Annotated in this window: 33 protein-coding genes and 3 tRNA genes; 11 read left to right on the top strand and 25 right to left on the bottom strand. The window is 63.9% G+C overall.

Going from position 1 to position 19,766, the window contains the following annotated elements:
• Nucleotides 1-4: 4 nt before the first annotated feature.
• The 15 genes from POS15_RS03500 to POS15_RS03430 form a co-directional block, all read right to left on the bottom strand.
• Nucleotides 5-799: a phage minor head protein gene (locus POS15_RS03500; protein ID WP_284128985.1), complete on the bottom strand. Its 795-nt coding sequence runs from the start codon at nucleotides 797-799 to the stop codon at nucleotides 5-7.
• Complete coding sequence (locus tag POS15_RS03495) at nucleotides 796-2,037, bottom strand: DUF1073 domain-containing protein (protein WP_284128984.1); 1,242 nt, start codon at nucleotides 2,035-2,037, stop codon at nucleotides 796-798. The genes POS15_RS03500 and POS15_RS03495 overlap by 4 nt, the downstream gene beginning before the upstream one ends.
• Before the next feature lie 38 nt (nucleotides 2,038-2,075).
• The gene (gene terL, locus POS15_RS03490) at nucleotides 2,076-3,497 is read right to left on the bottom strand and encodes a phage terminase large subunit (RefSeq protein ID WP_284128983.1); all 1,422 of its coding nucleotides are present in this window, start codon (nucleotides 3,495-3,497) and stop codon (nucleotides 2,076-2,078) included.
• Nucleotide 3,498: 1 nt separating this feature from the next.
• Nucleotides 3,499-3,972: a DUF2280 domain-containing protein gene (locus POS15_RS03485; protein ID WP_046272767.1), complete on the bottom strand. Its 474-nt coding sequence runs from the start codon at nucleotides 3,970-3,972 to the stop codon at nucleotides 3,499-3,501.
• A 31-nt stretch (nucleotides 3,973-4,003) separates the two neighbouring features.
• A complete protein-coding gene (locus POS15_RS03480; protein ID WP_284128982.1) occupies nucleotides 4,004-4,624 on the bottom strand; it encodes a putative metallopeptidase in 621 nt (206 codons plus the stop codon).
• A gap of 2 nt (nucleotides 4,625-4,626) precedes the next feature.
• Complete coding sequence (locus POS15_RS03475) at nucleotides 4,627-5,097, bottom strand: lysis system i-spanin subunit Rz (RefSeq protein WP_284128981.1); 471 nt, start codon at nucleotides 5,095-5,097, stop codon at nucleotides 4,627-4,629.
• Nucleotides 5,094-5,441, bottom strand: a complete 348-nt coding sequence (locus tag POS15_RS03470; protein ID WP_284128980.1) for a holin — start codon at nucleotides 5,439-5,441, stop codon at nucleotides 5,094-5,096. The genes POS15_RS03475 and POS15_RS03470 overlap by 4 nt, the downstream gene beginning before the upstream one ends.
• Nucleotides 5,438-5,914: a hypothetical protein gene (locus POS15_RS03465; RefSeq protein WP_284128979.1), complete on the bottom strand. Its 477-nt coding sequence runs from the start codon at nucleotides 5,912-5,914 to the stop codon at nucleotides 5,438-5,440. Before POS15_RS03465 ends, POS15_RS03470 begins: the two co-directional genes overlap by 4 nt.
• Nucleotides 5,911-6,471, bottom strand: coding sequence for a hypothetical protein (locus POS15_RS03460; RefSeq protein ID WP_284128978.1), 561 nt, complete (start codon nucleotides 6,469-6,471; stop codon nucleotides 5,911-5,913). Before POS15_RS03460 ends, POS15_RS03465 begins: the two co-directional genes overlap by 4 nt.
• 14 nt (nucleotides 6,472-6,485) lie before the next feature.
• A tRNA-Met gene (locus tag POS15_RS03455) sits at nucleotides 6,486-6,560 on the bottom strand.
• A 64-nt stretch (nucleotides 6,561-6,624) separates the two neighbouring features.
• Nucleotides 6,625-6,699, bottom strand: a tRNA-Gly gene (locus POS15_RS03450).
• A gap of 344 nt (nucleotides 6,700-7,043) precedes the next feature.
• Nucleotides 7,044-7,128 (bottom strand) — tRNA-Tyr (locus tag POS15_RS03445).
• A 119-nt stretch (nucleotides 7,129-7,247) separates the two neighbouring features.
• Complete coding sequence (locus POS15_RS03440; protein ID WP_284128977.1) at nucleotides 7,248-7,961, bottom strand: hypothetical protein; 714 nt, start codon at nucleotides 7,959-7,961, stop codon at nucleotides 7,248-7,250.
• Between the two features lie 225 nt (nucleotides 7,962-8,186).
• Nucleotides 8,187-8,627 (bottom strand): RusA family crossover junction endodeoxyribonuclease, encoded by a 441-nt coding sequence (locus POS15_RS03435; protein WP_284128976.1) that lies wholly within the window; start codon nucleotides 8,625-8,627, stop codon nucleotides 8,187-8,189.
• Nucleotides 8,624-8,932: a nuclease domain-containing protein gene (locus POS15_RS03430; RefSeq protein ID WP_284128975.1), complete on the bottom strand. Its 309-nt coding sequence runs from the start codon at nucleotides 8,930-8,932 to the stop codon at nucleotides 8,624-8,626. The genes POS15_RS03435 and POS15_RS03430 overlap by 4 nt, the downstream gene beginning before the upstream one ends.
• Before the next feature lie 50 nt (nucleotides 8,933-8,982).
• Here POS15_RS03430 and POS15_RS03425 point away from each other — a divergent pair, with 50 nt between their 5' ends.
• The gene (locus POS15_RS03425; RefSeq protein ID WP_284128974.1) at nucleotides 8,983-9,549 is read left to right on the top strand and encodes a hypothetical protein; all 567 of its coding nucleotides are present in this window, start codon (nucleotides 8,983-8,985) and stop codon (nucleotides 9,547-9,549) included.
• 16 nt (nucleotides 9,550-9,565) lie between these two features.
• Here POS15_RS03425 and POS15_RS03420 read toward each other — a convergent pair whose 3' ends face one another.
• The 9 genes from POS15_RS03420 to POS15_RS03380 are packed head-to-tail and all read right to left on the bottom strand — an operon-like array spanning nucleotide 9,566 to nucleotide 13,100.
• Nucleotides 9,566-9,985: a recombination protein NinB gene (locus tag POS15_RS03420; protein ID WP_284128973.1), complete on the bottom strand. Its 420-nt coding sequence runs from the start codon at nucleotides 9,983-9,985 to the stop codon at nucleotides 9,566-9,568.
• Nucleotides 9,985-10,272: a hypothetical protein gene (locus POS15_RS03415; RefSeq protein WP_284128972.1), complete on the bottom strand. Its 288-nt coding sequence runs from the start codon at nucleotides 10,270-10,272 to the stop codon at nucleotides 9,985-9,987. Before POS15_RS03415 ends, POS15_RS03420 begins: the two co-directional genes overlap by 1 nt.
• Nucleotides 10,269-10,574 carry a hypothetical protein gene (locus POS15_RS03410; protein ID WP_284128971.1) on the bottom strand — a complete coding sequence of 102 codons (306 nt, stop codon included), beginning with the start codon at nucleotides 10,572-10,574 and terminating at the stop codon, nucleotides 10,269-10,271. The genes POS15_RS03415 and POS15_RS03410 overlap by 4 nt, the downstream gene beginning before the upstream one ends.
• The gene (locus tag POS15_RS03405; protein WP_284128970.1) at nucleotides 10,571-10,762 is read right to left on the bottom strand and encodes a hypothetical protein; all 192 of its coding nucleotides are present in this window, start codon (nucleotides 10,760-10,762) and stop codon (nucleotides 10,571-10,573) included. The genes POS15_RS03410 and POS15_RS03405 overlap by 4 nt, the downstream gene beginning before the upstream one ends.
• Entirely contained in the window at nucleotides 10,752-11,201 is a 450-nt protein-coding gene (locus POS15_RS03400) for a hypothetical protein (protein ID WP_284128969.1), read from the bottom strand. The genes POS15_RS03405 and POS15_RS03400 overlap by 11 nt, the downstream gene beginning before the upstream one ends.
• Complete coding sequence (locus POS15_RS03395; RefSeq protein ID WP_284128968.1) at nucleotides 11,179-12,126, bottom strand: DUF1376 domain-containing protein; 948 nt, start codon at nucleotides 12,124-12,126, stop codon at nucleotides 11,179-11,181. The genes POS15_RS03400 and POS15_RS03395 overlap by 23 nt, the downstream gene beginning before the upstream one ends.
• A gap of 1 nt (nucleotide 12,127) precedes the next feature.
• Nucleotides 12,128-12,445 carry a winged helix-turn-helix domain-containing protein gene (locus POS15_RS03390; RefSeq protein ID WP_019184971.1) on the bottom strand — a complete coding sequence of 106 codons (318 nt, stop codon included), beginning with the start codon at nucleotides 12,443-12,445 and terminating at the stop codon, nucleotides 12,128-12,130.
• Entirely contained in the window at nucleotides 12,442-12,624 is a 183-nt protein-coding gene (locus POS15_RS03385) for a hypothetical protein (protein WP_284128967.1), read from the bottom strand. The genes POS15_RS03390 and POS15_RS03385 overlap by 4 nt, the downstream gene beginning before the upstream one ends.
• Nucleotides 12,621-13,100, bottom strand: a complete 480-nt coding sequence (locus POS15_RS03380) for a phage regulatory CII family protein (RefSeq protein WP_345782479.1) — start codon at nucleotides 13,098-13,100, stop codon at nucleotides 12,621-12,623. Before POS15_RS03380 ends, POS15_RS03385 begins: the two co-directional genes overlap by 4 nt.
• 54 nt (nucleotides 13,101-13,154) lie before the next feature.
• Between POS15_RS03380 and POS15_RS03375 the strand changes: the two genes are divergently transcribed.
• Both POS15_RS03375 and POS15_RS03370 read left to right on the top strand, forming a co-directional pair.
• A complete protein-coding gene (locus POS15_RS03375; RefSeq protein ID WP_284128965.1) occupies nucleotides 13,155-13,352 on the top strand; it encodes a hypothetical protein in 198 nt (65 codons plus the stop codon).
• A gap of 70 nt (nucleotides 13,353-13,422) precedes the next feature.
• Nucleotides 13,423-13,908, top strand: coding sequence for a hypothetical protein (locus POS15_RS03370; RefSeq protein ID WP_284128964.1), 486 nt, complete (start codon nucleotides 13,423-13,425; stop codon nucleotides 13,906-13,908).
• Nucleotides 13,909-14,039: 131 nt separating this feature from the next.
• Here the strand turns inward: POS15_RS03370 and POS15_RS03365 are convergent, their stop codons facing one another.
• Nucleotides 14,040-14,282, bottom strand: a complete 243-nt coding sequence (locus POS15_RS03365; RefSeq protein WP_046273919.1) for a Cro/CI family transcriptional regulator — start codon at nucleotides 14,280-14,282, stop codon at nucleotides 14,040-14,042.
• A 74-nt stretch (nucleotides 14,283-14,356) separates the two neighbouring features.
• On the opposite strand from POS15_RS03365, the gene POS15_RS03360 reads away from it, so the two are divergent.
• The 8 genes from POS15_RS03360 to POS15_RS03325 all read left to right on the top strand — a co-directional run bounded on the left by POS15_RS03360 (nucleotide 14,357) and on the right by POS15_RS03325 (nucleotide 19,751).
• The gene (locus tag POS15_RS03360; RefSeq protein WP_080114890.1) at nucleotides 14,357-15,076 is read left to right on the top strand and encodes a S24 family peptidase; all 720 of its coding nucleotides are present in this window, start codon (nucleotides 14,357-14,359) and stop codon (nucleotides 15,074-15,076) included.
• Nucleotides 14,988-15,560 carry a hypothetical protein gene (locus POS15_RS03355; protein WP_284129677.1) on the top strand — a complete coding sequence of 191 codons (573 nt, stop codon included), beginning with the start codon at nucleotides 14,988-14,990 and terminating at the stop codon, nucleotides 15,558-15,560. Before POS15_RS03360 ends, POS15_RS03355 begins: the two co-directional genes overlap by 89 nt.
• Before the next feature lie 638 nt (nucleotides 15,561-16,198).
• On the top strand, nucleotides 16,199-16,561 hold the full coding sequence (locus POS15_RS03350) for a hypothetical protein (RefSeq protein WP_284128962.1): 363 nt from the start codon (nucleotides 16,199-16,201) through the stop codon (nucleotides 16,559-16,561).
• Complete coding sequence (locus POS15_RS03345; RefSeq protein WP_284128961.1) at nucleotides 16,558-16,770, top strand: hypothetical protein; 213 nt, start codon at nucleotides 16,558-16,560, stop codon at nucleotides 16,768-16,770. Before POS15_RS03350 ends, POS15_RS03345 begins: the two co-directional genes overlap by 4 nt.
• Nucleotides 16,767-16,904 (top strand): hypothetical protein, encoded by a 138-nt coding sequence (locus POS15_RS03340; RefSeq protein WP_284128960.1) that lies wholly within the window; start codon nucleotides 16,767-16,769, stop codon nucleotides 16,902-16,904. Before POS15_RS03345 ends, POS15_RS03340 begins: the two co-directional genes overlap by 4 nt.
• Nucleotides 16,901-17,173 (top strand): hypothetical protein, encoded by a 273-nt coding sequence (locus POS15_RS03335; RefSeq protein WP_284128958.1) that lies wholly within the window; start codon nucleotides 16,901-16,903, stop codon nucleotides 17,171-17,173. The genes POS15_RS03340 and POS15_RS03335 overlap by 4 nt, the downstream gene beginning before the upstream one ends.
• Entirely contained in the window at nucleotides 17,170-17,970 is an 801-nt protein-coding gene (locus POS15_RS03330) for a recombinase RecT (protein WP_284128957.1), read from the top strand. Before POS15_RS03335 ends, POS15_RS03330 begins: the two co-directional genes overlap by 4 nt.
• Nucleotides 17,967-19,751, top strand: a complete 1,785-nt coding sequence (locus POS15_RS03325; protein WP_284128956.1) for a lambda-exonuclease family protein — start codon at nucleotides 17,967-17,969, stop codon at nucleotides 19,749-19,751. The genes POS15_RS03330 and POS15_RS03325 overlap by 4 nt, the downstream gene beginning before the upstream one ends.
• Nucleotides 19,752-19,766 lie beyond the last annotated feature (15 nt).

Genomic DNA, 19,766 nt, shown 5'->3' with positions numbered 1-19,766 from the left:
TTCCTCAGTGAACGATCAGGGCGTTCAGGTCGTCCAGATCAGGCAGGACAGCCTCGGCGCTGCACCGGCACCGGATCGGCTGCCCGGGGTGCCCGTCTTCCGGCGGCTTGTCCCATCGGTAGGTCTTGCCCTCGCGGGCGACGTGCTCGGAGCGCTCGCGGCCGTCCAGAACACCGCGCCAGCGGTATTCCTCGACGCCGATGCCCTGCTGCCGAGCCTGGGTGATGTCCCCGTTCAACTTGCCGATCTGGTCCCGCGCGATCAGCTCGGCGCGGCCTTTCGTGACCTTGCCGGTCTTCTTCACCAGCGCGACCACGTCGCGCAGGCTCTTGCCGGACTGCACCGCCGCGGTCACCTGGCCGCGCAGCTGGTCGACGTACTTCGTCGGCAGCGACTTGATCAGCTCCAGATTCTCGGACTCCCAGACGCTCAGCATGTCCCGCAGCTCGGGATCGGCGGTCAGCACGTTCACGCCGTAGGCAGAACGCAGGACGCCGTGGAACTGCTGCTTGTTGAATCTGGTCGTCCGCCGGGCAAACTCGCTGATCAATGGCCCAAGCACCTGGTCCTGCACTGGCGAGAGGCTAGTGCCGGCCTGCAAGGCTTGGATCAGCCCCTGATACCAGCCAATGTCGATGGAAGGATCAGCGATATCGGCCCGGTAGCCCAGCGCCCGAAGCACTGCAGGCTCGATGGCCTGCACAGCCTCGTCGGCGATCGTCACCAGGCGGCGGGTGTAGTCGCGCTCCACGCCCGCCGGGTACAGCCAGCGCCGCGCCTTGCCGGGCTTCTTCTTCATGTCTGCGCTGCATAGGTCTTGGCCGTGCCCGGCGTGGTGTCATCGGGATCGAGGCCGAACAGGCCACGCTGCTTCACGTACTCCCGCGCCTCGTCTTCAGAGACCGCGCTGGTCCCCATGATGGCGACCACCGCATCCGCCTCGATCTTGAGCGTCTCGGCCTTGGTCTTGCCGATATCGGCCAGTTCCTTCTGCGTGAGCTGCTTCAAGGGCGACCACACCACAGTCCAGTTGTTTGGCGCCTTGCCGGCCATCGTGTTCTGAGCGCAGATCAAGGAGATGATCCGCTCCAGAGCAGGCTGCATGCGCAGGCTGCGCAGCTGCTCCACCAGGTTGTAGTAGCCCTCGAAGTCGGCATCGCCGGTGGCGTTCTGGCCGCCGGGCGAGCGCCCGAACAGCAGCGTCACGGGGATGCCGGACTCGGCCGACAGCGCAATCTGCATCTCCTGAAGGATCTGGTTGACCCCGCCGACGCTGGTATCGCGGATGTCGTAGTCGTCATCGGCATCAACGGCGACGCTGTTTCGAACACCGCGCGCCTGATCGACCATCGTCAGGCGCTTCTGGATCATTTCCTCCTGCTGCGCCTGGATGGCCTGGGCCATCCCCTTCATCTTGTGCACGGCCTGCTGCTTGCGCCGCAGGATCTCGCGCGCCAAACCGACGCTGTCGATGTAGTCGCGGATCCGCCGGAAGGCGCGAGCGGCGGCGGCGCGGCCCCGCCACGGAATGCTGTCCTGCTTCATGGACGCCGGCATCGGGTCGCCCGGCACCTCCACCAAGCGGGACTCGTGCACCACCACCTGCGTACCTGCGCCGCGTACCGAAAGGCGGTACAGCTCCGGCTGGCCGTAGGTGATCTCGTTCGGGTTGTTGTACGAACGGTCGACCGAAAGGTCATCGATGTCGTAGACGCGCAGCTCGTGAATGGTGTCCAGGCGATCGACATTCATCGGATCGCGCAGGAGACCGCCGTCGGCCACGATCAGCAGCAGGCACCCACCCCCGCGCAGTCGGGCCCATCGTGCTGCGTCCGCCAGCAACGGGAGCACCTTGAGGCGCTCGACCTCCGCGAGGATGACGCCATCGGTGTCGCCGGTGATGGTGATCCCACCCTTTACAGCGTTATCCGCCGGCAGGTCGACCACCCGCGCGGGCAGGCCGCCCTCGGCATACATGGCCGCGTCGCTCTGGCCCATCGCGCTGGTGAGGGCAGCAATCGCGCCTGCGCCCAGCACGGCATCCAGGTAGCCGTCCTGGCGGAAGGTCGGTGTGGTCATTGAGCCTGTGCCATGAAGAGGGCCAGTGAGTCGTCCAGGGAGTTGAAGGCGCGCGAACACGCATCCACTTGGTCGTCGTAGTGGCCGTTGGGAAACATCTTGAATTCGTTGAGCAGCGCGTCGTTCCAGGGCGCCCGGAGCATCTTCACGTTGCCGGCATTGACCTGGGCGGCGAAGCCTGCCGCGCGTGTGGCCTTGTCCCCGCTCTCAAGCGAGAAGGTGGCCGGCACGCCGTAGAGCTTGCGACTCAGGTGCATGACCTGCGCCTTGCCTGCCTGTCCGGGGTCCTGCGGGATCGACTGGAGGACCATATCGGCCTTGCCGGTGTTCCCGATCGCCGTCTCCACTTCGTCCGGGCCCATCCGCTCGCGCAGGACGTCCGCGATGTAGATGACGCCGTCCTGACTGCGGCCCAGCTTGGCGCCCACGGTCCAGTCACCCCGCTTCATCTTCGCCTCGGTTCCAGCCAAGTCCCACCCGCGCACGAACTGCAGGCCGGCGGGAAGCGCATCGACCGTCTCGATCTTGGCGGTCTTGATGATCCCGCCGTCGCCTGGAGATGGCTGCTGCTGGTACTGCCCCGAGAAGACGTAGGGCATCGATTCGCGCATGCGGTTGAGGTCGGCGGCAGTGTGCTTCTCAGGCCACAGGGCCTCGCCGTCCTCCGACAGCGCCTCGAAGCAGACGTGCTCCCACACCTCACCATTCCCACCCGGTCGCGGATCTTCGCCGGGCTTGCGGCCCAGGAGCCAGCCGGCCAGGTCCCGCTCGTGCAGGCGCTGCATGATCACGATGATCGGCGTGTCCGCGCTGTTCACGCGGGACTGCAGCGTGTTGTTGAACCAGTCCAGCACGCCCTGGCGGACCGTGTCGCTGTCGGCCTCGCCCGGCTTGTGCGGGTCATCGATGATGATCGCGCCGCCAAAGCCGGGCCGAGCCTTGCCCGCGCCGAAGCCGGTCACTGTGCCCTCGGCACCGGTGGCATAGACCACCCCGCCCTTGGTTGTCCGCCAGTCGCCCTTGGCGCTGCTGTCCTTGCGCAGCTCGACCTCGGGGAAGATCTCCCCGTAGACCTCGTGCTGCACCAGCTCGCGGGTATTGGCGCTGTTGTTCAGGGCCAGTGGTGCGGCATAGCTGATGTGGATGAACTCGGAGTCCGGCACCTTGCCCAGGCACCAGGACATCCAGTTCACGACCGCCAGCTCGGTCTTCGAATACCGCGGCGGCAGGTTGATCACCAGGCGCTTGCACTCGCCCCGATAGACCCGGTCCAAGGCCGCGCACAGAGGGGCATGGTGCTTGGCCCGCATCCACTGGAAGCCCTTCTTCCGCAGGAACGTGTAGCGGCTGTAGAAATAGAAGTCCTCCCGCGCCAGCTCGGCCGCAACCAGCTTTTGCTGAGCGGTCAGCTCGCCCACTTCACACCTCCTGCAGCAGCTTCTTCGCCTCCTCTCGGAACTGGCCGGGGGTCATGTCGGCGCTCTGGATCGGCCCACCGTTGGGGCCGCTGTGTTCGACTTGCTGGCGGTTCGTGTACGCCCCGCCTGTCTCCTTGGCCGCCTGCTCGATGAGCTGGGCGGCCAAGGCCATGTTCTTCATCCCTTCTGCCTTGTTGGCCATCCGGTTCAACGCGCGCAGTCGGACGGCTCGGTTGGCGATGGGAATGTCCGCCGTCTCGGCCTTGAAGCGCTCCCGGGTGGTGTTGAACAGCTCGACCCAGCGCTGCGCCAGCTTCCGCCCTGCGTGCTTGGTAGGGTCGTGCGATTCCACCGTCTGGCGGCTCACGGCCTGACCGAACTCAGTCTTGACCGCCTCCACCACCGTGCTGGGCGTGTCGAAGCACGCCAACTGCTGGACGATGAAGGTCTTCACCTGGGCGTCGAGCGCGGGCATCTGTATTCAGCCTTGTCGTGCCAGGTCGTGCCTACGCCGCCCTCAGCAGGCAGGTGCCACACGACCGGGCGATATCTAGTCTGGCCACCTCAGGCGGCCTCTGTGCTGCGTCTACGAGCTTCTGGACCTGTTCCCCTGCCCCATACCTGCGAACCACCCCGACGAACTCTTCCACGTCATGGGCTCGCATCGTCAGGGCGGCGGATCCATCCCTACGGAACTTCGGGGCTCCGTACTGATCGGTCTCTTGGGCAACGTGGTAGAGCTCGTGCTCCACCAGAGCGCAGAACTCCGTGTCGGTGCAGCTGGAGCAGTAATCGGCGGTCAGAGTGATGACCACCTCAGGTACGCGCCCGAACCAGTCCACCATCTGGCGCTCCATCCGGGCCTTCTGCCACCCACCCGCCCGGAAAGCCACTATCTCGGCCTGGCCGACAACGGTCCGGCCCTGCTTGGTGAAACAGGTGCCCGCCCAGAGGATGCCCACGTCTGCACCCTGTAGGTGCAGGTGATCGGGGTTGTGCAGGTTCCCGTCCTCGGACAGCACCTCGGCTTCGATCCACTCCCATACATCCGGAGCAGGCCGGAACCGCATTGCCATGTCCTCCAGATCGATTTCGTGTAGGTCGGTCGGGGGCTGAGGCCTGCCCATAGCTACTCCTGCCCTTCGTACTCTCGCACTACGGCTTGGCAGGCGATGACGTGGTCTTGGGCGTCGGTGACGATTTGAAGAGCAGCCCCTGCAACCTCTGGACGTAGTTCGGCTCGCGCATCACGTTCGACGGCGCCGGCAACGGCTTGGGACAGGCGGCTGGTCTCGCAGGTGGCGAGGTCGTCGCGCAGCTGGAGACTGCCATCACGCACCCCAGCAACAACAGCAGCAGGGACGGCCTGGGCCGTAGCGCGATCTTCTTCATGCTTCGCTCCGATGGTGGCCATGACCTCGGCCTGGGTGTGTTCGGTGCTGCGGGCTTGGTTTACCTCCTGCACCTGACCGGCGTTGGCGTCGGCCTGCTGCCGGGCTTCCGCGCCATCGGCGCGATCGCCTCGCCATGCCCAGCCAGCACCGAACATGCCAGCCGACCAAACCGCAACTGCCAGGAGGATGATCAGAGAGCGGTTCATGCCTGGGCACCAGCGGCATCAGCTTCAGCTGCGGCGATTCGCTGAATCCAGTTCCGCCAGGGAGCGAACCTGCCGACAAGGCCGAAGACCCCGGCGATACCCCACATGAGGAAGGTGCCCCGCCATGTGTAGAGGTCGGCACCCATCAGGCAGGCAGCCATCATCAGGAAGCTCATCGAGGCCATCAAGGCGAACGATGCACCGAGGGCCAGCTCCACCAGGCCTTGACCGCGTGCCAGTTGCCGGAGCTTCCGGATCTGGACGTCGTTCAAGCCGTAGAGGGCGGTCAGGAAAATCACGATCAGCGCTGGAACTGCTGCCAGCGACCACAGGGAGAACGTCATGGCTGGCCCTCCTTACGGGGCAAGTAGCGACGTAGCAGGGCCTTGAAGAACGGGCCAACACCACGGATAAGCTCAGGCCCCCAGTTCTGAGCGGTGAATCCCAGCAGCATGGCCGCCGAGGCATGCACCCCGGTGCTGGACCAGCCCATCGGCTGGTAGCCGTCGCCGAGCGCCCAGCGGCCCAGTGCATTCAGCACCTCCGGACCCAGCACGCTCATCGTTACCGCAAGGATTGTGCTGCCCAAGAAGGCGATCCCCAGCTCCTGCCGGGTGGGCAGCTTCTGGTTCCACACCCCGCCCAGGCTACCCAGTGCCGCGGCGAACAGGACATTGAAGGGAACGCCGAAAAAGGCGGTGGTGATTTCGAGGTGTAGCCATTCCACGTGGACCGACCCCGGGCTGATAGCGGTTGGAGCCGCCGCAGCGGCCAGGGCAAAGGCGAAGGCCTTGGCTGCGGTGAGGGGCTCGGTCATCGGGGCACCAATCTTGCGTAGCCAGCCTTGGCCAGCTTCAGCTTCTGCTTGCGGTCTTCGAGGCCGTTCGGCATGGCCTTGCTCGTGGGCGAGCCGAGATTCACCGCCCGGCTGACCGCCAGAACATCGTCCTTGTCGGCCCACGTGTTGATGAAATCTCGCTGCCAGAAGTACCCGGCGGCCAGTGCGGCGTCAGGCAGTGAGGCGACCATATCCGGGTTGCGGACGGCGCGATCGTCATCGTAGATGGCCCTGCTGTACTTCTCATAGTTGTCGCGGCCGGTCAGCTGGATGCCACCACGGCCACGGAAGCGGAAGCCATCTCCAGGCTGCGTATTGCCCAGGTCCCTGCGGCCTTCATACCGGCTCTGCGCAGGGGTCGGCCCCCACAGTTCCTTGAGCCAGCGTCCGGTTCCGCTCTCATGCGCTACCTGCGCCAGGAAGTGGCACACGCGAAGCTCGGTGTTGATGCCGAAGCGATGACAGGCCTGCTCAAGGGCCAGCGCCAACGCCGGCGAGAACCCCATCCCGGCGGCGACTGTTTCGATGCTCACCATGGTGTCCTCTGTACTGGTAGCAGCGGCCCGATTCGAACGGGCGACCTCCGGGATATGAGCCCGGCGAGATGCCGCTTCTCCACGCTGCAATAGGTGCCCGCCCCGCTGCCGGCTTGGCGCGAGGGTTGATCCGGTCGGGGAAGCGGGCATAGCTGGAGCGGGCCATGGGATTCGAACCCATGTGGTCAGCTTGGAAGGCTGATGCCTTAGCCACTCGGCCAGGCCCGCGCGAATTGGCTGGGAGGCGTCCGTTGACGGTTCCCACAGAACTGTTGTAGTGCAATCTCCATCACGGAGATCACTTCCATGAATACTCAAGCACCACTCGCCCCTTACCCCCGCCAGCAGCACTTGATCATCGTTGGCCGCATTCTGTGCGGCCCACGGTGGGAATCGGGGCTGGCAAACCTGCTTGGCCTATCGAAGGAAACAATAAGCGCTTGGGCAACGGGTTCCGAGCTTATGCCTGCCGAGGCGGTGTGGCCCCTCAACCGGCTTGCGCGCCGACACAATAGGCTGCTCACTGCTCAATGCGACTTCATCGAGAAGATCGAGCGCGAGTGAGTTGCTTGTGGTGGGGTGCCGCGGAGTTGAACCACGCGAGTCGAAGACGCCGGATTTACAGTCCGGCCCAGCGCCCATCTGGCAACGCACCCCATAAAGGAAAAAGCCCCGCTTGATGGCGGGGCTGATGAGTTTGGCCGGCGGCCAAGTCTCGCGATAGTGGCGAAATTACAGGGAATCCCGTTGCCTCAGCAAGACAATATTCTCAGTTGCTATGCAGCGCGTGACGTTGGCTCGTGGTCGATGTTGCTCAGTGCGCGGGAGAGCTGCTTTGCTGCCGCTTCCCCTGCGTGGTTAAGTTCCGTCAGCAGCCATTCGTAGACCGGCTTCCACCTGCGCATGTACGCCGGCGAGTCGGTGCCCATTGCCAGCGCTCGGCGCCGGTCCGGCGTCGGCTCGATTCCGGTGCACCTGCAATCCTTGCAGCCCATGTCGTTGACGATTCCGGCGCCCAAGCATGCCGGGCAGCGGTTGCCGCTGGCCAGCTCCAGCACCACGGCGTCGACCATGCGGGAGAGGTGCTGATAGGTATTCTTCGGCCAGGCCTGGTCCCGCGCCAGCACCACCGCGGCCTCCCGATCCCGAAGGATCCGTCGCTGGGCGTCGGACATGCTGCGTCGGCTGAGGCTGACCATCTCCTTGGAGAAGCTCAGATCATCCTCGGCCTCAGCCAGCGCGCGTGCGCGGCGGGTGAACTCCGGGCGCACGATTGCGAGCACGGCCTCGGCCAGCTTGCCGCGGTGCCGGATGGCACCGTCCGGCAAATACACCGCCTCCATCACTTCCCGTCCAAGCCCGGCCGGCACCATCCCCAGTGCTGCGGCGATATCGGACGTGGTCAGGCTGGGAGCGCCCCCACCCTGCCCTACGTCGAATCGCACGGTCTGTGCGTTCAGTCGGGCCAGCATCTCGCGGCGGTCAACCATGTGTGTTCTCTCCTCGGGTGGTGCTGGTGGTAGAAATGCCGCGCGCGCTCGCCAGTGCGGCGCGCCATCGGTAAGCAGTGGCTCTGTGCATTCCGAAGTCGTCCTGCAGCTCTTTGACGCTGGGCAGGCGACTCCGGTACTTGTCAGCGATCCGGCAAGCGACGACGAGTCTCACGATCGCCGTACCGCGCGGCCCGCCCACTTGCTCTGTGTAGGAACTGGCCATCACGCGCCGATCCTCTCGATCTCGATCACGCACCCGGGCGCGTCGAGGGCATCTGCGCCCTCCCCCGGGTAGCGCTTGGCAGCGCTGCATTCCACGACCCGGGCGTCATCCCGCCAGATCCCGGCGTCGGTCAGCGCGTCCTCGGTCGATCGGACCAGCTTGGAGAGGTCCGGCAGCTTGCAGGGGAAGACCCTACGGCGCTTCGGGGCGCTCAGCGGCTTGTGGAGGGTGAACGTCATGCGGACCACGAGGGGCTCATCAAGCATCTGCAACCCGAGCTGGCTGCGCAGCTGCTGGGCGGCCAGCTTCACGTCCTGCCGCCATGGCCGGACCTTCTTCGACGACTCAGCTAGGATCGCCCGGCCGCTCTTGGCCAGGCCCTTGAACGACTTGCTGCCCTGCGGCGCCGGCGAGCCATAGACCACAATCCGAATAATCATGCGGCCACCTGGATCAGGCCCATCTGCCACAGGGCCAGCATGGTCCGCTCATGACCGCGAAGCCAGATCTCGGCCTTCTCCTCGCGCGTGAAGCGCCGCCCCTGGTCCAGCTCACGGTGGCAGCTCCGGCAAGCGCTGGCCACGAAACAGTCGTGCGCCTTCAGGCCGCCTCCCTTCCCGTGCCGGCTCTGGTTGCTGTGCGCCGGCTCGCCGAAGCCGCCTTCACAGCACCCGTCGATCTGCAGGGTGCATTCGACTTGGTACACGGCGTCCAGCAGGGCGCGGTCGCGGTAGTTGCCGTGCATCAGTGAGCCCTCCCACTTACAATCCCGCAACGAAGCACAGGGGATATGAAATGGCTGATACGGTTAACTATTGCAGTTGGATTGCAAAATCCATCTGCATTTCTCAGAGCGAATGGGCCGCTTGGACACAGGCTCTTCTGACTATCGTGACCTTTGCAGTCGCTCTGTGGCGCCAAGAAATTTTGACAAAGTCTGCAGAACGAAAGCGCGATCTCACTGATAAGTCTCACAAAGACGAAAGGCAAAGGCTCGAGAAAATGAAGGCACGAGCTGTTGCAATCGCGATTCAAACTGATGTGACGGAGCTTCTCGCCATCACATCCGCCCTTTCCCGCTCCGACGCAAAAAAAGTTCCAAAGGCTGCCTTCGAGACAAGTAGTAAGGCACTCAACATTCGTCTTAGAGCGATCGAATCCGTCGAACTCAGTGATGCATATGACCCTGTCATCAAGGCAGTTCACGGCGCGCAAATGATCTACAACTATTTGATGGTCACCTCTGACAAAGCCGAGTACACGCCGGGCGAGACGGAGAAAATCGAAGATTTGGCAAAAACGCTGCATCATATTGCCAAAACTGCAAGCGCAGCATTGGACGCCCTGATTTACGATAACTAGCCGCTTTCCAGCCTCTTTAGCGGACATTGCGCACGCTCACTTCTTGGAAATCGCTTTCTTTGAATCCCAAACCAAGTAGCACCGTGTCCGACCATCGCACGGGCTTGGCGCGCATGCCCTGCTCTTCCGGGTGGTCACCGATCTGCACCAGGACGGTGATGGCGTCGCACGCCAGTGACTTGGTGAGCTTGAGGCTGGACCCGCCAAGCATGATGTGACCGGGCGCGCCCTGCCCGCGATCGATAGCCGGCATCAGGCGCCAGCCGAGCATCGTGCCAGCCACCATGTGGCGCCAGTCGTCCTTGGTCAGGCGCTGGCCGTGCCAAGACAGCCCGGCGGCGAGGTCGCCGCAAATGGCGTTGAGCATGCGCTGCTGCTTGGGCGTCATCATGCCCTCGCCGCGCTCCTGCCAATCGGCTGGTTTCAGCGCGTTCATTACGGCACCTCCGGGCGAGTGGCGAGCATCCCGGCCCACGTAATTGCAGCGGTTCGCGGGCCGCAATCGATATATGGCGAATTGAGCATCTCCGTAGTCGGCTCCACCGGCACCAGCACGTAGCCCTCGGGCGGCGTGAGGGCGGCGATGATGGCGCGCAGGGCGATGTATTCCGCGTGTGCTGTCAGGTCATGCCCCTGCATGGTTTCCTGCGCCGACACCGCGCGGCCTTCCTTCACGTATTCCGCAGCCAGCAGCTCCCGCGCCCTCTTCTCGATGTGGCTCATGCGTCACCGCCCGCGAGGTCGGCGCGGATGTAGCGGACAAGATCGCGGCTTGCGGTTCTGCTCGTGCCGCAGAAAAATCCACCGTCATTGAAGCCAACCCAGATATGGCGAGGCGCGGCCGGGCTTTCGTGATCTGCAAGGACCGCATACTGCATGCGCTCCCAATCCCATTGGGGGCTGCCGTGCTTGATCCACTGAGCGTCGCCATGCTGCCGACAGACGATTGCCCGTCCGCGCTCTGCAAGCTGCATCACACGGACCTTCCCCGCCGTCGTGCTGGTGTCGATCTGTTCCAAGTTCATGCCGCGATACCCCTCTGAATTTCGTAATCCCGCTGATCCCAGCCGGCTTCCCATTCCTTGCGCTGCAGGCGGACGGGCTCGCCCATTTCGAACAGCGGCACGGCGCTACGCGGCTTGTGGGCCTCGCGCATGTAGCGGCCGGACTGACGCGCCCGGTGCAGCAGTTCCTTGTCGACTTCAGGCTGCATGCCGCACCTCCGGCGTCTCGTCAGCATCAGCGGCCGGCTCGCCCGCGGCGATCGCCACGTTGAGCTCGCGCGCGATGTCGTCCATGTGCTTGGCCACCTGCTCGCGCGTGGCCGGCACGGCCTCCCGCACCTGGTGCTCGATCTCTGCCACCGGCGCAGCCGGCAGCTCGCCGCCGCGCATCACGAATTCCTTGGCCCGGTTGTAGGCCGCCAGCAGCAGCTTGTCGGCCTTCTCGGCGCTCGCCAGCCGGTAGCGGTGGCCGTCCAGGTACTGCCACACCAGACGGGTGAAGCCATCCTGCTGGCCAGCATCGGCGCGCACGGCGTCGAACGGCGGGATGCCCAGGCACATCATCCGGAACTGCGGCAGCGTCGGCGGCCAGGGCTCGGCGGTGGCGATGCAGGCGGCCAGCCCGTCAGCGAGCTGCCGACCCGACAACCCGGAAAGTCCCTTCGACCACGTCGCCGCCGCTGAGCCCGCCGGATTCGCCGTGTAGGCGCTGGTCCACTTGTGCCCGTAGATCTGAGCCATGTGTCTCCACAGCTGATCCATAGCGTTCTGCGATTGCAGGCGTGGCGTCGATGACGTTTCCGCCCTGCCCTCTGGCGCGGATGAAATGCTCGACTTCGTCGGCAGGTGCGAGGCGACGTGTTCCATGATGGGTTCCGGTGTTCTGTGGTGGTTGCTTGGGGCCTTCGGCATGACGGGCCCGGGCTGTGCTGATCGCCCAGGCGAATGGCTTGGCTACCGGAGGAGCTCGGCTCATTCCCTCGGCGACGGTGTCTGCGTAGGCCTCCGGCGTCACACCCTCCGCCAGCCCAGCAAGCAGGTCCGGGTGGCTCGGGTTGGTCGTTGGACATCCGGCCTGTCGCATCAGCAGGCATGCGCGCCCCGCCAACGTCGCGACCTCAGAGATCTCTGGTGCTTGCTTAGATCTATCTGGAGTAAAGGTGGTGTCTGGTGTTTGGTGAGCTTTCGATCCGGTTTCATTTCCAGAACCCAGCGGAAACCCATTGGGTTCCTCGTGGGTTTCATTCGGGTTCTTTTTGGGGGGTCTGCCGCCCTTTTTTCCGTTTGCGCGGGCGGTGGCGATCCGGCCGCGCGCCTTCTCCAGCTCCTCTTCCACACGGCCGTTAACCCAGAGGTTTCCCTCCAGACGGAAGAACTCGGCCAGGACCACATCGACCGCAGCGCGCTCGTCAGCTGACCGCGCGCGCGCGATGCGATGCGCCTGATCCTCGGGAATGCCGCTCTCCGTGGCGTAGTAGCGATCGAGAAGCAGCGTGTAGACGCCGTGCTCCAGCAGGCTCAGGTGGCCCGTGTCCTTCGCGTAATCGCCCAGGTGGCGCTCGTAGTAATTCATGTCAGGCAGCCAGCGGCACCGTGTCTTCGTCGGCCAGCACAGGCAGCCACGTCTGGCAGCGCTTGCGGCTCATGCTGCAGATGCGCGGCGCTCCGTGGACCACCAGGCCATCCGATTCGAGTTCCGGCAATCGGCGGGCGACCATGTGGCGGTCCAGGCCGGCGGAGAACGCCAGCTCCCGGCTGGTGAGTCCGGGATACTGTCGAACCGCCGTGGCAACCTGCGCCTGCTGCTGTGCCTGCGCGCCCGAATCTACGAGCTCGCGCGCCGCTTCATGGCTTGTGTCCGGATCGGTGTTGCGTGCGGGAAGGTGGCTCACTGCTCATTCCTCCGTGCCCACGTCAGGTCGCTGTACTCGCGCACCGTCATGAGCTTGCTGGGTGATGGCGTTCCCGGCCGTTCGATCTGGCCACCCTTGGCCAGGAATGCGTCTACGTCGCCGGTGAGGCGATCGCGCTGCGCCGACTTGGCGCGGATGTCGTTGTCGAACTGGTTCACAGCACGTCCTTCTGACCCTTCGACTCGCGCAGGCGCGTCATGAGGACGATCAGCGATGACTGCACCGCGGTCGCTGCGCTCTGCAGCTCGGAGAATTCGTTGTCAGTGATCAGGCCGTCCTGCAGGCACTTGTGCAGCATTTCGGCAAAATGACCCTTGCTGGCTGAGGTCGCCAGGATCGTGCTCGTGAGGCAACCGGCATCCGCTGGCGGCTCCAGACCATGCAGGCCATAGCCGTGCTCGGCCGCCAGAGCGACCAGGATCCGGTGGTCGCCCGTCAGGCCCATGATCTCGTTGGCCTCGGCCAGGGTGAGCCGGTGGGTCGTGTTGTTCGGGTTGATCTTGTTGCGGAGCACCGCCCCGGACATGGGCTTCTCTTCGCCTTTGTCGTTCACGGTGATCAGCCTGGTCGCCAGCGCCTCGGCGCCGCCCGGGTAGTCCTTCACGGTCTTGTGTGCTGCGTCAGTAATGTTCATGCGGCTGCTCTGTGAACGTGGTTAGGAGCGCTGTGGAGGCGCAGCATCAGCGCCATGGACAACAACAACTCAGGGATGGCCGCCAGAAATGGCGTGGTGACACTGGTGCGCATGTGCGGAAAGCCGTTCGTGCTTCGAAGGGTGGACGGACGGCCGAAGGCGTTCCCGCTCACCCTCCCCGACCTCGGGCCGGTGCCTGAAGGCGGCGGTAAAGTGCTGTGGATGTGGGACGGCATCGATGGCGACGCATAACGCTGCGGGTGCCGCCCTCCTTGCGATAGGCTGCTGTTTCCACACGAACAGCCCGCAAGGAGGGCGACAGATGGCCAAGGTCAACAAGGAACGCTTGCTTCGCATCCTGCAGATGGCAGAGGCTGCGCACCCCCAGCGGGTAGATCTCGTCACTGAGCTCGGAGACGAGTGCGACGCCGCTATCGTGGAGATTCTGTACCTCCGGGACCACGGACTCATCGACATCCATGTGTCCGGATATATGAACTCCAGCGAGCCCTCCCTGACGCCTGCTGCAATCACCACGGCGGGTCTGGACTACCTTGCGGAGGATGGCGGGCTCACTGCAGAGCTTGGTGCTTTGACGGTCAAGATTCATGCGGAGACCCTCCAGCAGATGCTTGAGCTGATGGTGCTTCGCTCAGATCTAGACCCGCCTCAAAAGCAGAGATACGTCGACCAGCTTCGTCAGCTGCCTGCCGAGACCACAAAACACCTCGCACTGAAGGCAGTTGATGCGGCGATTCAGCAGTCCGGAAAACTACTGCCGCTACTTCAAAGCATGTTTGATTCGTGACCATGCGCTTGAAGTGCAATGCAGTCGTCGGCGTCAGAGGTGCCAGGAACTCGTCAAACGGGATGGCATGTTCATCGTCCATCACGACCGCGCCCCAGTGCCCGAAAGCCAAGGACGCAGGTTTGAGGAACTCAGGCAGCACGGTCCACCTCCTGCCCTGCGTCGTTTGCCGGCGCGGGACCGAACACGTCCGGGCGGAGGTCGTGCCGGCTGACGCCGGTTGCGGTCTCGATCGCGATGCATCGATTCGCAGGCACTGCGCATCGCGCCTTCCATTCGCTGATAGAGGCAGATTTGATGCCAAGGATTTCGGCCAGGCGCTGCTGCGTGCCGACCGCGCGGATAGCTCTGTCGATGGGGGCTTGGGTGTCCATGCCTCGCATCTTAGGTCCAACCTAATCTATGGTCAACAGGGCAAGCCTAATTTAATTTCGGGCATCGTTAGGTAATGCCTAAGTCCAAGCCAAATAAGGGTGCCGAAGCTTTCGGCCGCCGCTTGATTGATCTCCTCGGCCGCCACGGCCAGCCACGCCGAGGCGCTGGTGCATTCTTGTCCCGCAAGTACAAGGTCTCAAACGTTGTTGCGAATGCCTGGCTCAATGGTGAGTACAAGCCCGGCATTCCAACAGCCAAGGCGATCGCGGACGACCACGGCGAGGACTTTGGAGCCCTCTACTTTGGGGATGACGCACCCAGCGAAATGAACCAACCGACTCAGTTCGCATCCACTGAGACAATCCCTGGATATGTTCGCTTCCCCCTGCTTGAGGGGTTCGTTTCCGCTGGGGGCGGTGGGTACATGCCAGATCATCCAGAAGTTGTTCAGTACATTGATGTTGCCGAAGATTGGGCTGAGCAGAACCTGCGGGCACCCAGGAACGCCGTTCGCGTGATCACGGCTCGCGGCGACTCTATGACCGGAGACATCGCCGATGGTGACGTCCTATTCGTTGATAGCAGGGTGCAGGACTTCGACACAGACGCCATCTACGTCATGAATTGGCAGGGTCGACCGTTGGTAAAAAGGCTACAACTGCGCCGCGATGGCTCCGTCTTAATCCGAAGCAGCAATCCCGCCTATGAGCCTGAAGTCGTCCCACCCGGTGAAATCGATCAGCTTTTCATTTCAGGCCGCGTTCTCGCTGCCTGGGGTTTCCGTAAATTTTGACGCAAGGAAGAAGGAATTCCGGATGGACTACAACAGAGGTCTAAGTAGCTTTGGCTCGTTGGCGCGTGCAGCACTGGTCGCCTTGGTGTGTTCACTCCTAGCCTGCACTGAGTCAACGGCGCCGCCGTCGGGCAGCGGACCGCAGGCAATTGCTGAGCAAGCTGATGTCTCTACGATGGACAGGTACGAGAACCTAGAGGGACAGGCATACGCCGGCGACTATCAGGCGCAAAGGAACCTTTCTTACACCCTATCGACCACAGCTCCGCGCAACCCTGTGCTAGGTTGCGCCTGGCGCATCGTAATCGTCGAATCGGGGAGTCCGATGGTGGACGAGTCAGATATCGCCAACAAGAAGCTGTATTGCGACGAGCGTCTTTCAAGCGACTCCGTAGCTGCCGCTGAGGCGCAAGCGAAAAGCATCGCAATGCGGATCAACGGGCAGCCTCCCCGCACCGATTCCGCGCCCCCCTCTACACCCTGACGCCCATAGAATTATCCTGGGCGGAGCTTGATTGACGCCCTCGTCAGGGTTTGCGTGAGAATGGCCTGGCGAGGAATCGCCACAGGCGCTGAGCAAAACGCTCACCGGGCATGAAGCCTTGATCTTGCGGATAAGCAGGGGCATCGCTTGGCTCGCCAGCATGAACTATCAGGTCATTCAGGTCGTCGAAATCGGGGAGGCAAGCCATTGCAATGCACATGCAGCCCTCTTCGCTTCCCGGATGCCCGCCCGACGGCGGGCCTTCCCAGCTATAGACCCTCCCGTCCCTGTCAGCGTGGGCGCATGCCCGTCTTGTCTGCATATAGAGCCACCGGTAGTGAGTGACCCCTGCACGACGCTGGCGATCTTCAACTTTCCCACGCGAAACCATCACCAAATCCTAAACGCAGCCTGAACGATTAGGTTAAACCTAATTTAATTAGGTTTGCCCTATTGAGATCAAATTAGGTTTGCCCTAATCTTTCTCCGTCGCCCCAATCCCGGGGCCGGAGAAAGAAGATGCCCCTTAAGCGTCGCCCCCTGTGGATTTGGATCGGTGCCGTCTATGCGCTGCTCGTGTTCGCCTCGGCGGCCGGCGTCGCCTTCGGCAACCGCCTGTTTGGGCTGGAGTGCTGATCATGGCCTGCGCCACGGAAATGCATCCCGAGGCTGAGGTCCGGCGGTTGCGCCAGAACCTCACCACTCTGCAGGGCAACCTGCGCAACACCGGCCTCAACATGCCCGGTGCCGACACCGCCTACCGCGCGGCCATCTTTGTCGGCGCCGATGCCGAGCAGGCATGGGAAGCGGCCCGCCGCCACGAGCTGGTGATGCTGGGCTTTGCCGACGAGATCGAAGAGCCGAAAGGCCTCAGTTTCCCGTCTCCCCGGAACTCGATCGACGAGCGCCGCGCAGCGCGCCAGCGGCAGATCGACAGCGTGCGCGCCCTGGTCAACCCCTTCTCGCTGTCCGCCCCGGTCAGTCTGGAGCGTGCTGCATGAGCGCCCAAGTCCTCGCCTTCCCCATCCAGACCAACAGCGACAGATACCTGCTGGAGAGCGTGCGAGCCGTTGCCGCCCGCTCCGGTCTGGACGTCAACGAGACAGCCCGCGAGTTCGTCGCGGCCGGCTGCTCCAAGGAAGCCCAGAACCGCATCTGGGAGCGCGCGCGCCGCAAGCGCATGGCACTGATCTACGGAGGTGACGCATGAAGTCGGACTTCAACCCGCGAGTGGAAGGCTTGAAGGATCTCGGGATCTACCTCGGCATGTTCGTCTGCTGCGCGGGGCTGGGTGCCATCGGATGCCTCATCGCGCAGGACCTGGCGAGGGTGAGCATCCCATGAGCCGCCATCCGATTCGCCTGCTTGTGCCGGCCTTCATCTGCGTCGTTGTCTTCGGATTCTGCGTCGCGCTCCTGGCCCGCGCCGTCTACACCCACGCCGACAGCTTCGTTCTGGTCGGCGGTGTGGGCGCCCTCTTCTTCGGCTGCCGCACCGTCACCGAGGCCCGCCAGGTCTGGCGGCAGTTCGTCGCCCAGCTCCAACAGCGCCGGTCTATGCGCCGCGCAGCACCCCTGACCCGCATCAACCTGCCCAAGGAAGACATTCAATGAGCACCGCCATTTCCACCCAGCAGCCCGCGATGAGCGGCGAAGTCCGGGCAAACGCCCTGATGCCGACCTCTATTCACGAGGCTATCCAGCTCTCCGAGATCATGGCCAAGGCCAACCTGGTGCCTGAGCACCTGAGGGGCAAATCGGGCGACTGCCTGCTGATCGTCATGCAGGCCCAGCGCTGGGGCATGGACGCGGTCAGCGTGGCTCAGTGCACGTCGGTCGTCCACGGCAAGCTCTGCTACGAAGGGAAGCTGGTTGCCGCCGCGCTGTATGCGATGGGCGCGATCGAAGGTCGTCTGGAATACGACATCCGGGGCGAAGGCCAGAGCTCCACGATCACCGTGATCGGCACGCCGCGCGGCGCAACCGGCCCTCAGTCGGTCACCGGCAACGTCAAGGACTGGCGCACTTTCGCCAAGGACAAGAACGGCAACCGGGTCGATAACGCTTGGGACAAGAGCCCGCACGACATGCTGGTCTACCGCGGCACCCGCCAGTGGGCGCGCCGCTACGCGCCGGAAGCACTGCTGGGCGTCTACACCCCGGACGAAATCGAGCCGGCGGCGGACGTGCGCGTGGTCGCCACTGTGTCCCACGGCGAGAGCAGCCCCTGCGCGTATCCGAAGGACCAGTTCGATACCAACCTGCCGACCTGGACCGGGCTCATCAAGGCAGGCAAGCGCACGGCAGATCAGATCATCGCGATGGTCGAAAGCAAGGGCTCACTCACCGATGAGCAGAAAAAGCTGATCCGTGCGTCCGAATCCGCAACGGCAACTGAGGTGGCCGCATGAATATCGTGAACTTGGTCCAGGGCACGCCGGAATGGCATGCCCACCGTGCGCAGTACCACAACGCCAGCGATGCGCCGGCAATGATGGGCTGCAGCCCCTACAAGACTCGCAACCAGCTGGTTCGCGAGAAGGCTTCCGGCGTTGCCGAAGAGGTCACCCCGGAACGTCAGCGGATCTTCGACAACGGCCACCGCTACGAGGCCCTTGCCCGCCCCCTCGCCGAAGATGTCTTGGGGCAGGAGTTGTATCCCTGCGTTGGCGTGCAGGCCAAGTACTCGGCCAGCTTCGACGGCCTAACGCTGATGGAAGAAATCGCCTTCGAGCACAAGAGCTTGAACGATGACCTTCGCCTGGCGATGCCCGTGGACGGCAGCGACGCTTGCTTGCCGATGCACTACCAGGTGCAGATGGAGCACCAGCTGATGGTGTCCGGCGCAGAGCGCTGCCTGTTCATGGCCTCCAAGTGGAACGGCGAAGAACTGATCGAAGAGCGGCACTGCTGGTATTCGCCGAATGCCGAGTTGCGGGCAAGGATCGTTGCTGGTTGGGCGCAATTCGAAGCTGACGTCGAGGCATATGAACCCGAGGCCCCTGTGGCACCGGCGCCGACCGGGCGTGCCCCGGACCAGATGCCGGCGCTGCGCATCGAGGTGACCGGCATGGTCACCGCCTCGAACCTCGCCGAGTGGAAGGGTCAGGCCATCGCTGTGTTCCAGAACATCAGCACGGATCTGACCACGGATCAGGATTTCGCCGACGCTGAGAAGACAGTGAAGTGGTGCAGTGACATCGAGGACCAGTTGAAAGCTGCCAAGCAGCATGCGCTCAGCCAAACCGAGAGCATCGAGCTCTTGTTCCGCACGATCGATGAGATCACCGCCGAGGCCAAAGCCAAGCGTCTGGACCTGGATAGGCTGGTCACGCGCCGCAAGGAAGAGCGCCGCACCGAAATCGGCAATGCCGCGCGCCGGGCTGTGCAGGACCACGTTCGAGCCATCAACGAGACGCTGGGCGAGCACGGTCTGCCGATGCCGGCAACGCTGGTCGCGGATATCAGCGCAGCCATGAAGGGCAAGCGGTCCTTCAGCAGCATGCAGGAAGCGGTCGACGCCGTGGCGGCCAACGCCAAGATAGCCTCCAGCCAAGCTGCCGATCGGGTTCGTGCCAATGCGGCCATCCTTGCGGAGCACCCTGCTCACTCCACCCTGTTTGCCGACCGGGTGAGCCTGTGCGCCTCGAAGACTGCCGAGGATCTGCGGAACCTGGTCGCCATGCGGATCGCAGCCTTCGAAAAGCAGGAAGAGGAACGACTGGCGGCCGAGCGCGAGAATATTCGCAAAGAGGAAGAGGCCAAGGCACAGAAGCGTGCCGATGACGAGGCCGCCGATCGACGCGCCAAAGAAGAGGAAGCACAGGTCGCACAGGCGGCAGCTCAGGCACCTGCTCCGGTAGTTGCAGAGCCTGTCGCCGAACCAGCCACCTCTCCCGCCGCCCCTGCTCCGCAGCAGTCCTACGTGCGCGCCGTTGCAGCTCCGGAGCCGGCGGAAGATCGCGCGCCGTGGGCGCCGGAAGGCCAGCGGATCAAGCTCGGCGAGATCAACGCGCTGATCGGCCCGCTGACCATCAGCGCCGAAGGCCTGCGCCAGCTCGGGTTCGAGCCGGTCAGCACCGAGCGCGGCGCGAAGCTCTACGCCGCCGACCAGGTGCCGGCCATGTGCGAGCAGATGATCCGCGTCCTCCGAGGCGCCGCCAACGGCCAGGGCTACCCGCTCGCCGCCTGAGTCCCCTGCCTGTCG

The organism is Stenotrophomonas sp. BIO128-Bstrain, assembly GCF_030128875.1.
Taxonomy (GTDB): domain Bacteria; phylum Pseudomonadota; class Gammaproteobacteria; order Xanthomonadales; family Xanthomonadaceae; genus Stenotrophomonas; species Stenotrophomonas bentonitica_A.
The sequence above is the reverse complement of the archived record's forward strand: the minus strand, read 5'-3'. Positions and strand labels throughout refer to the sequence as shown.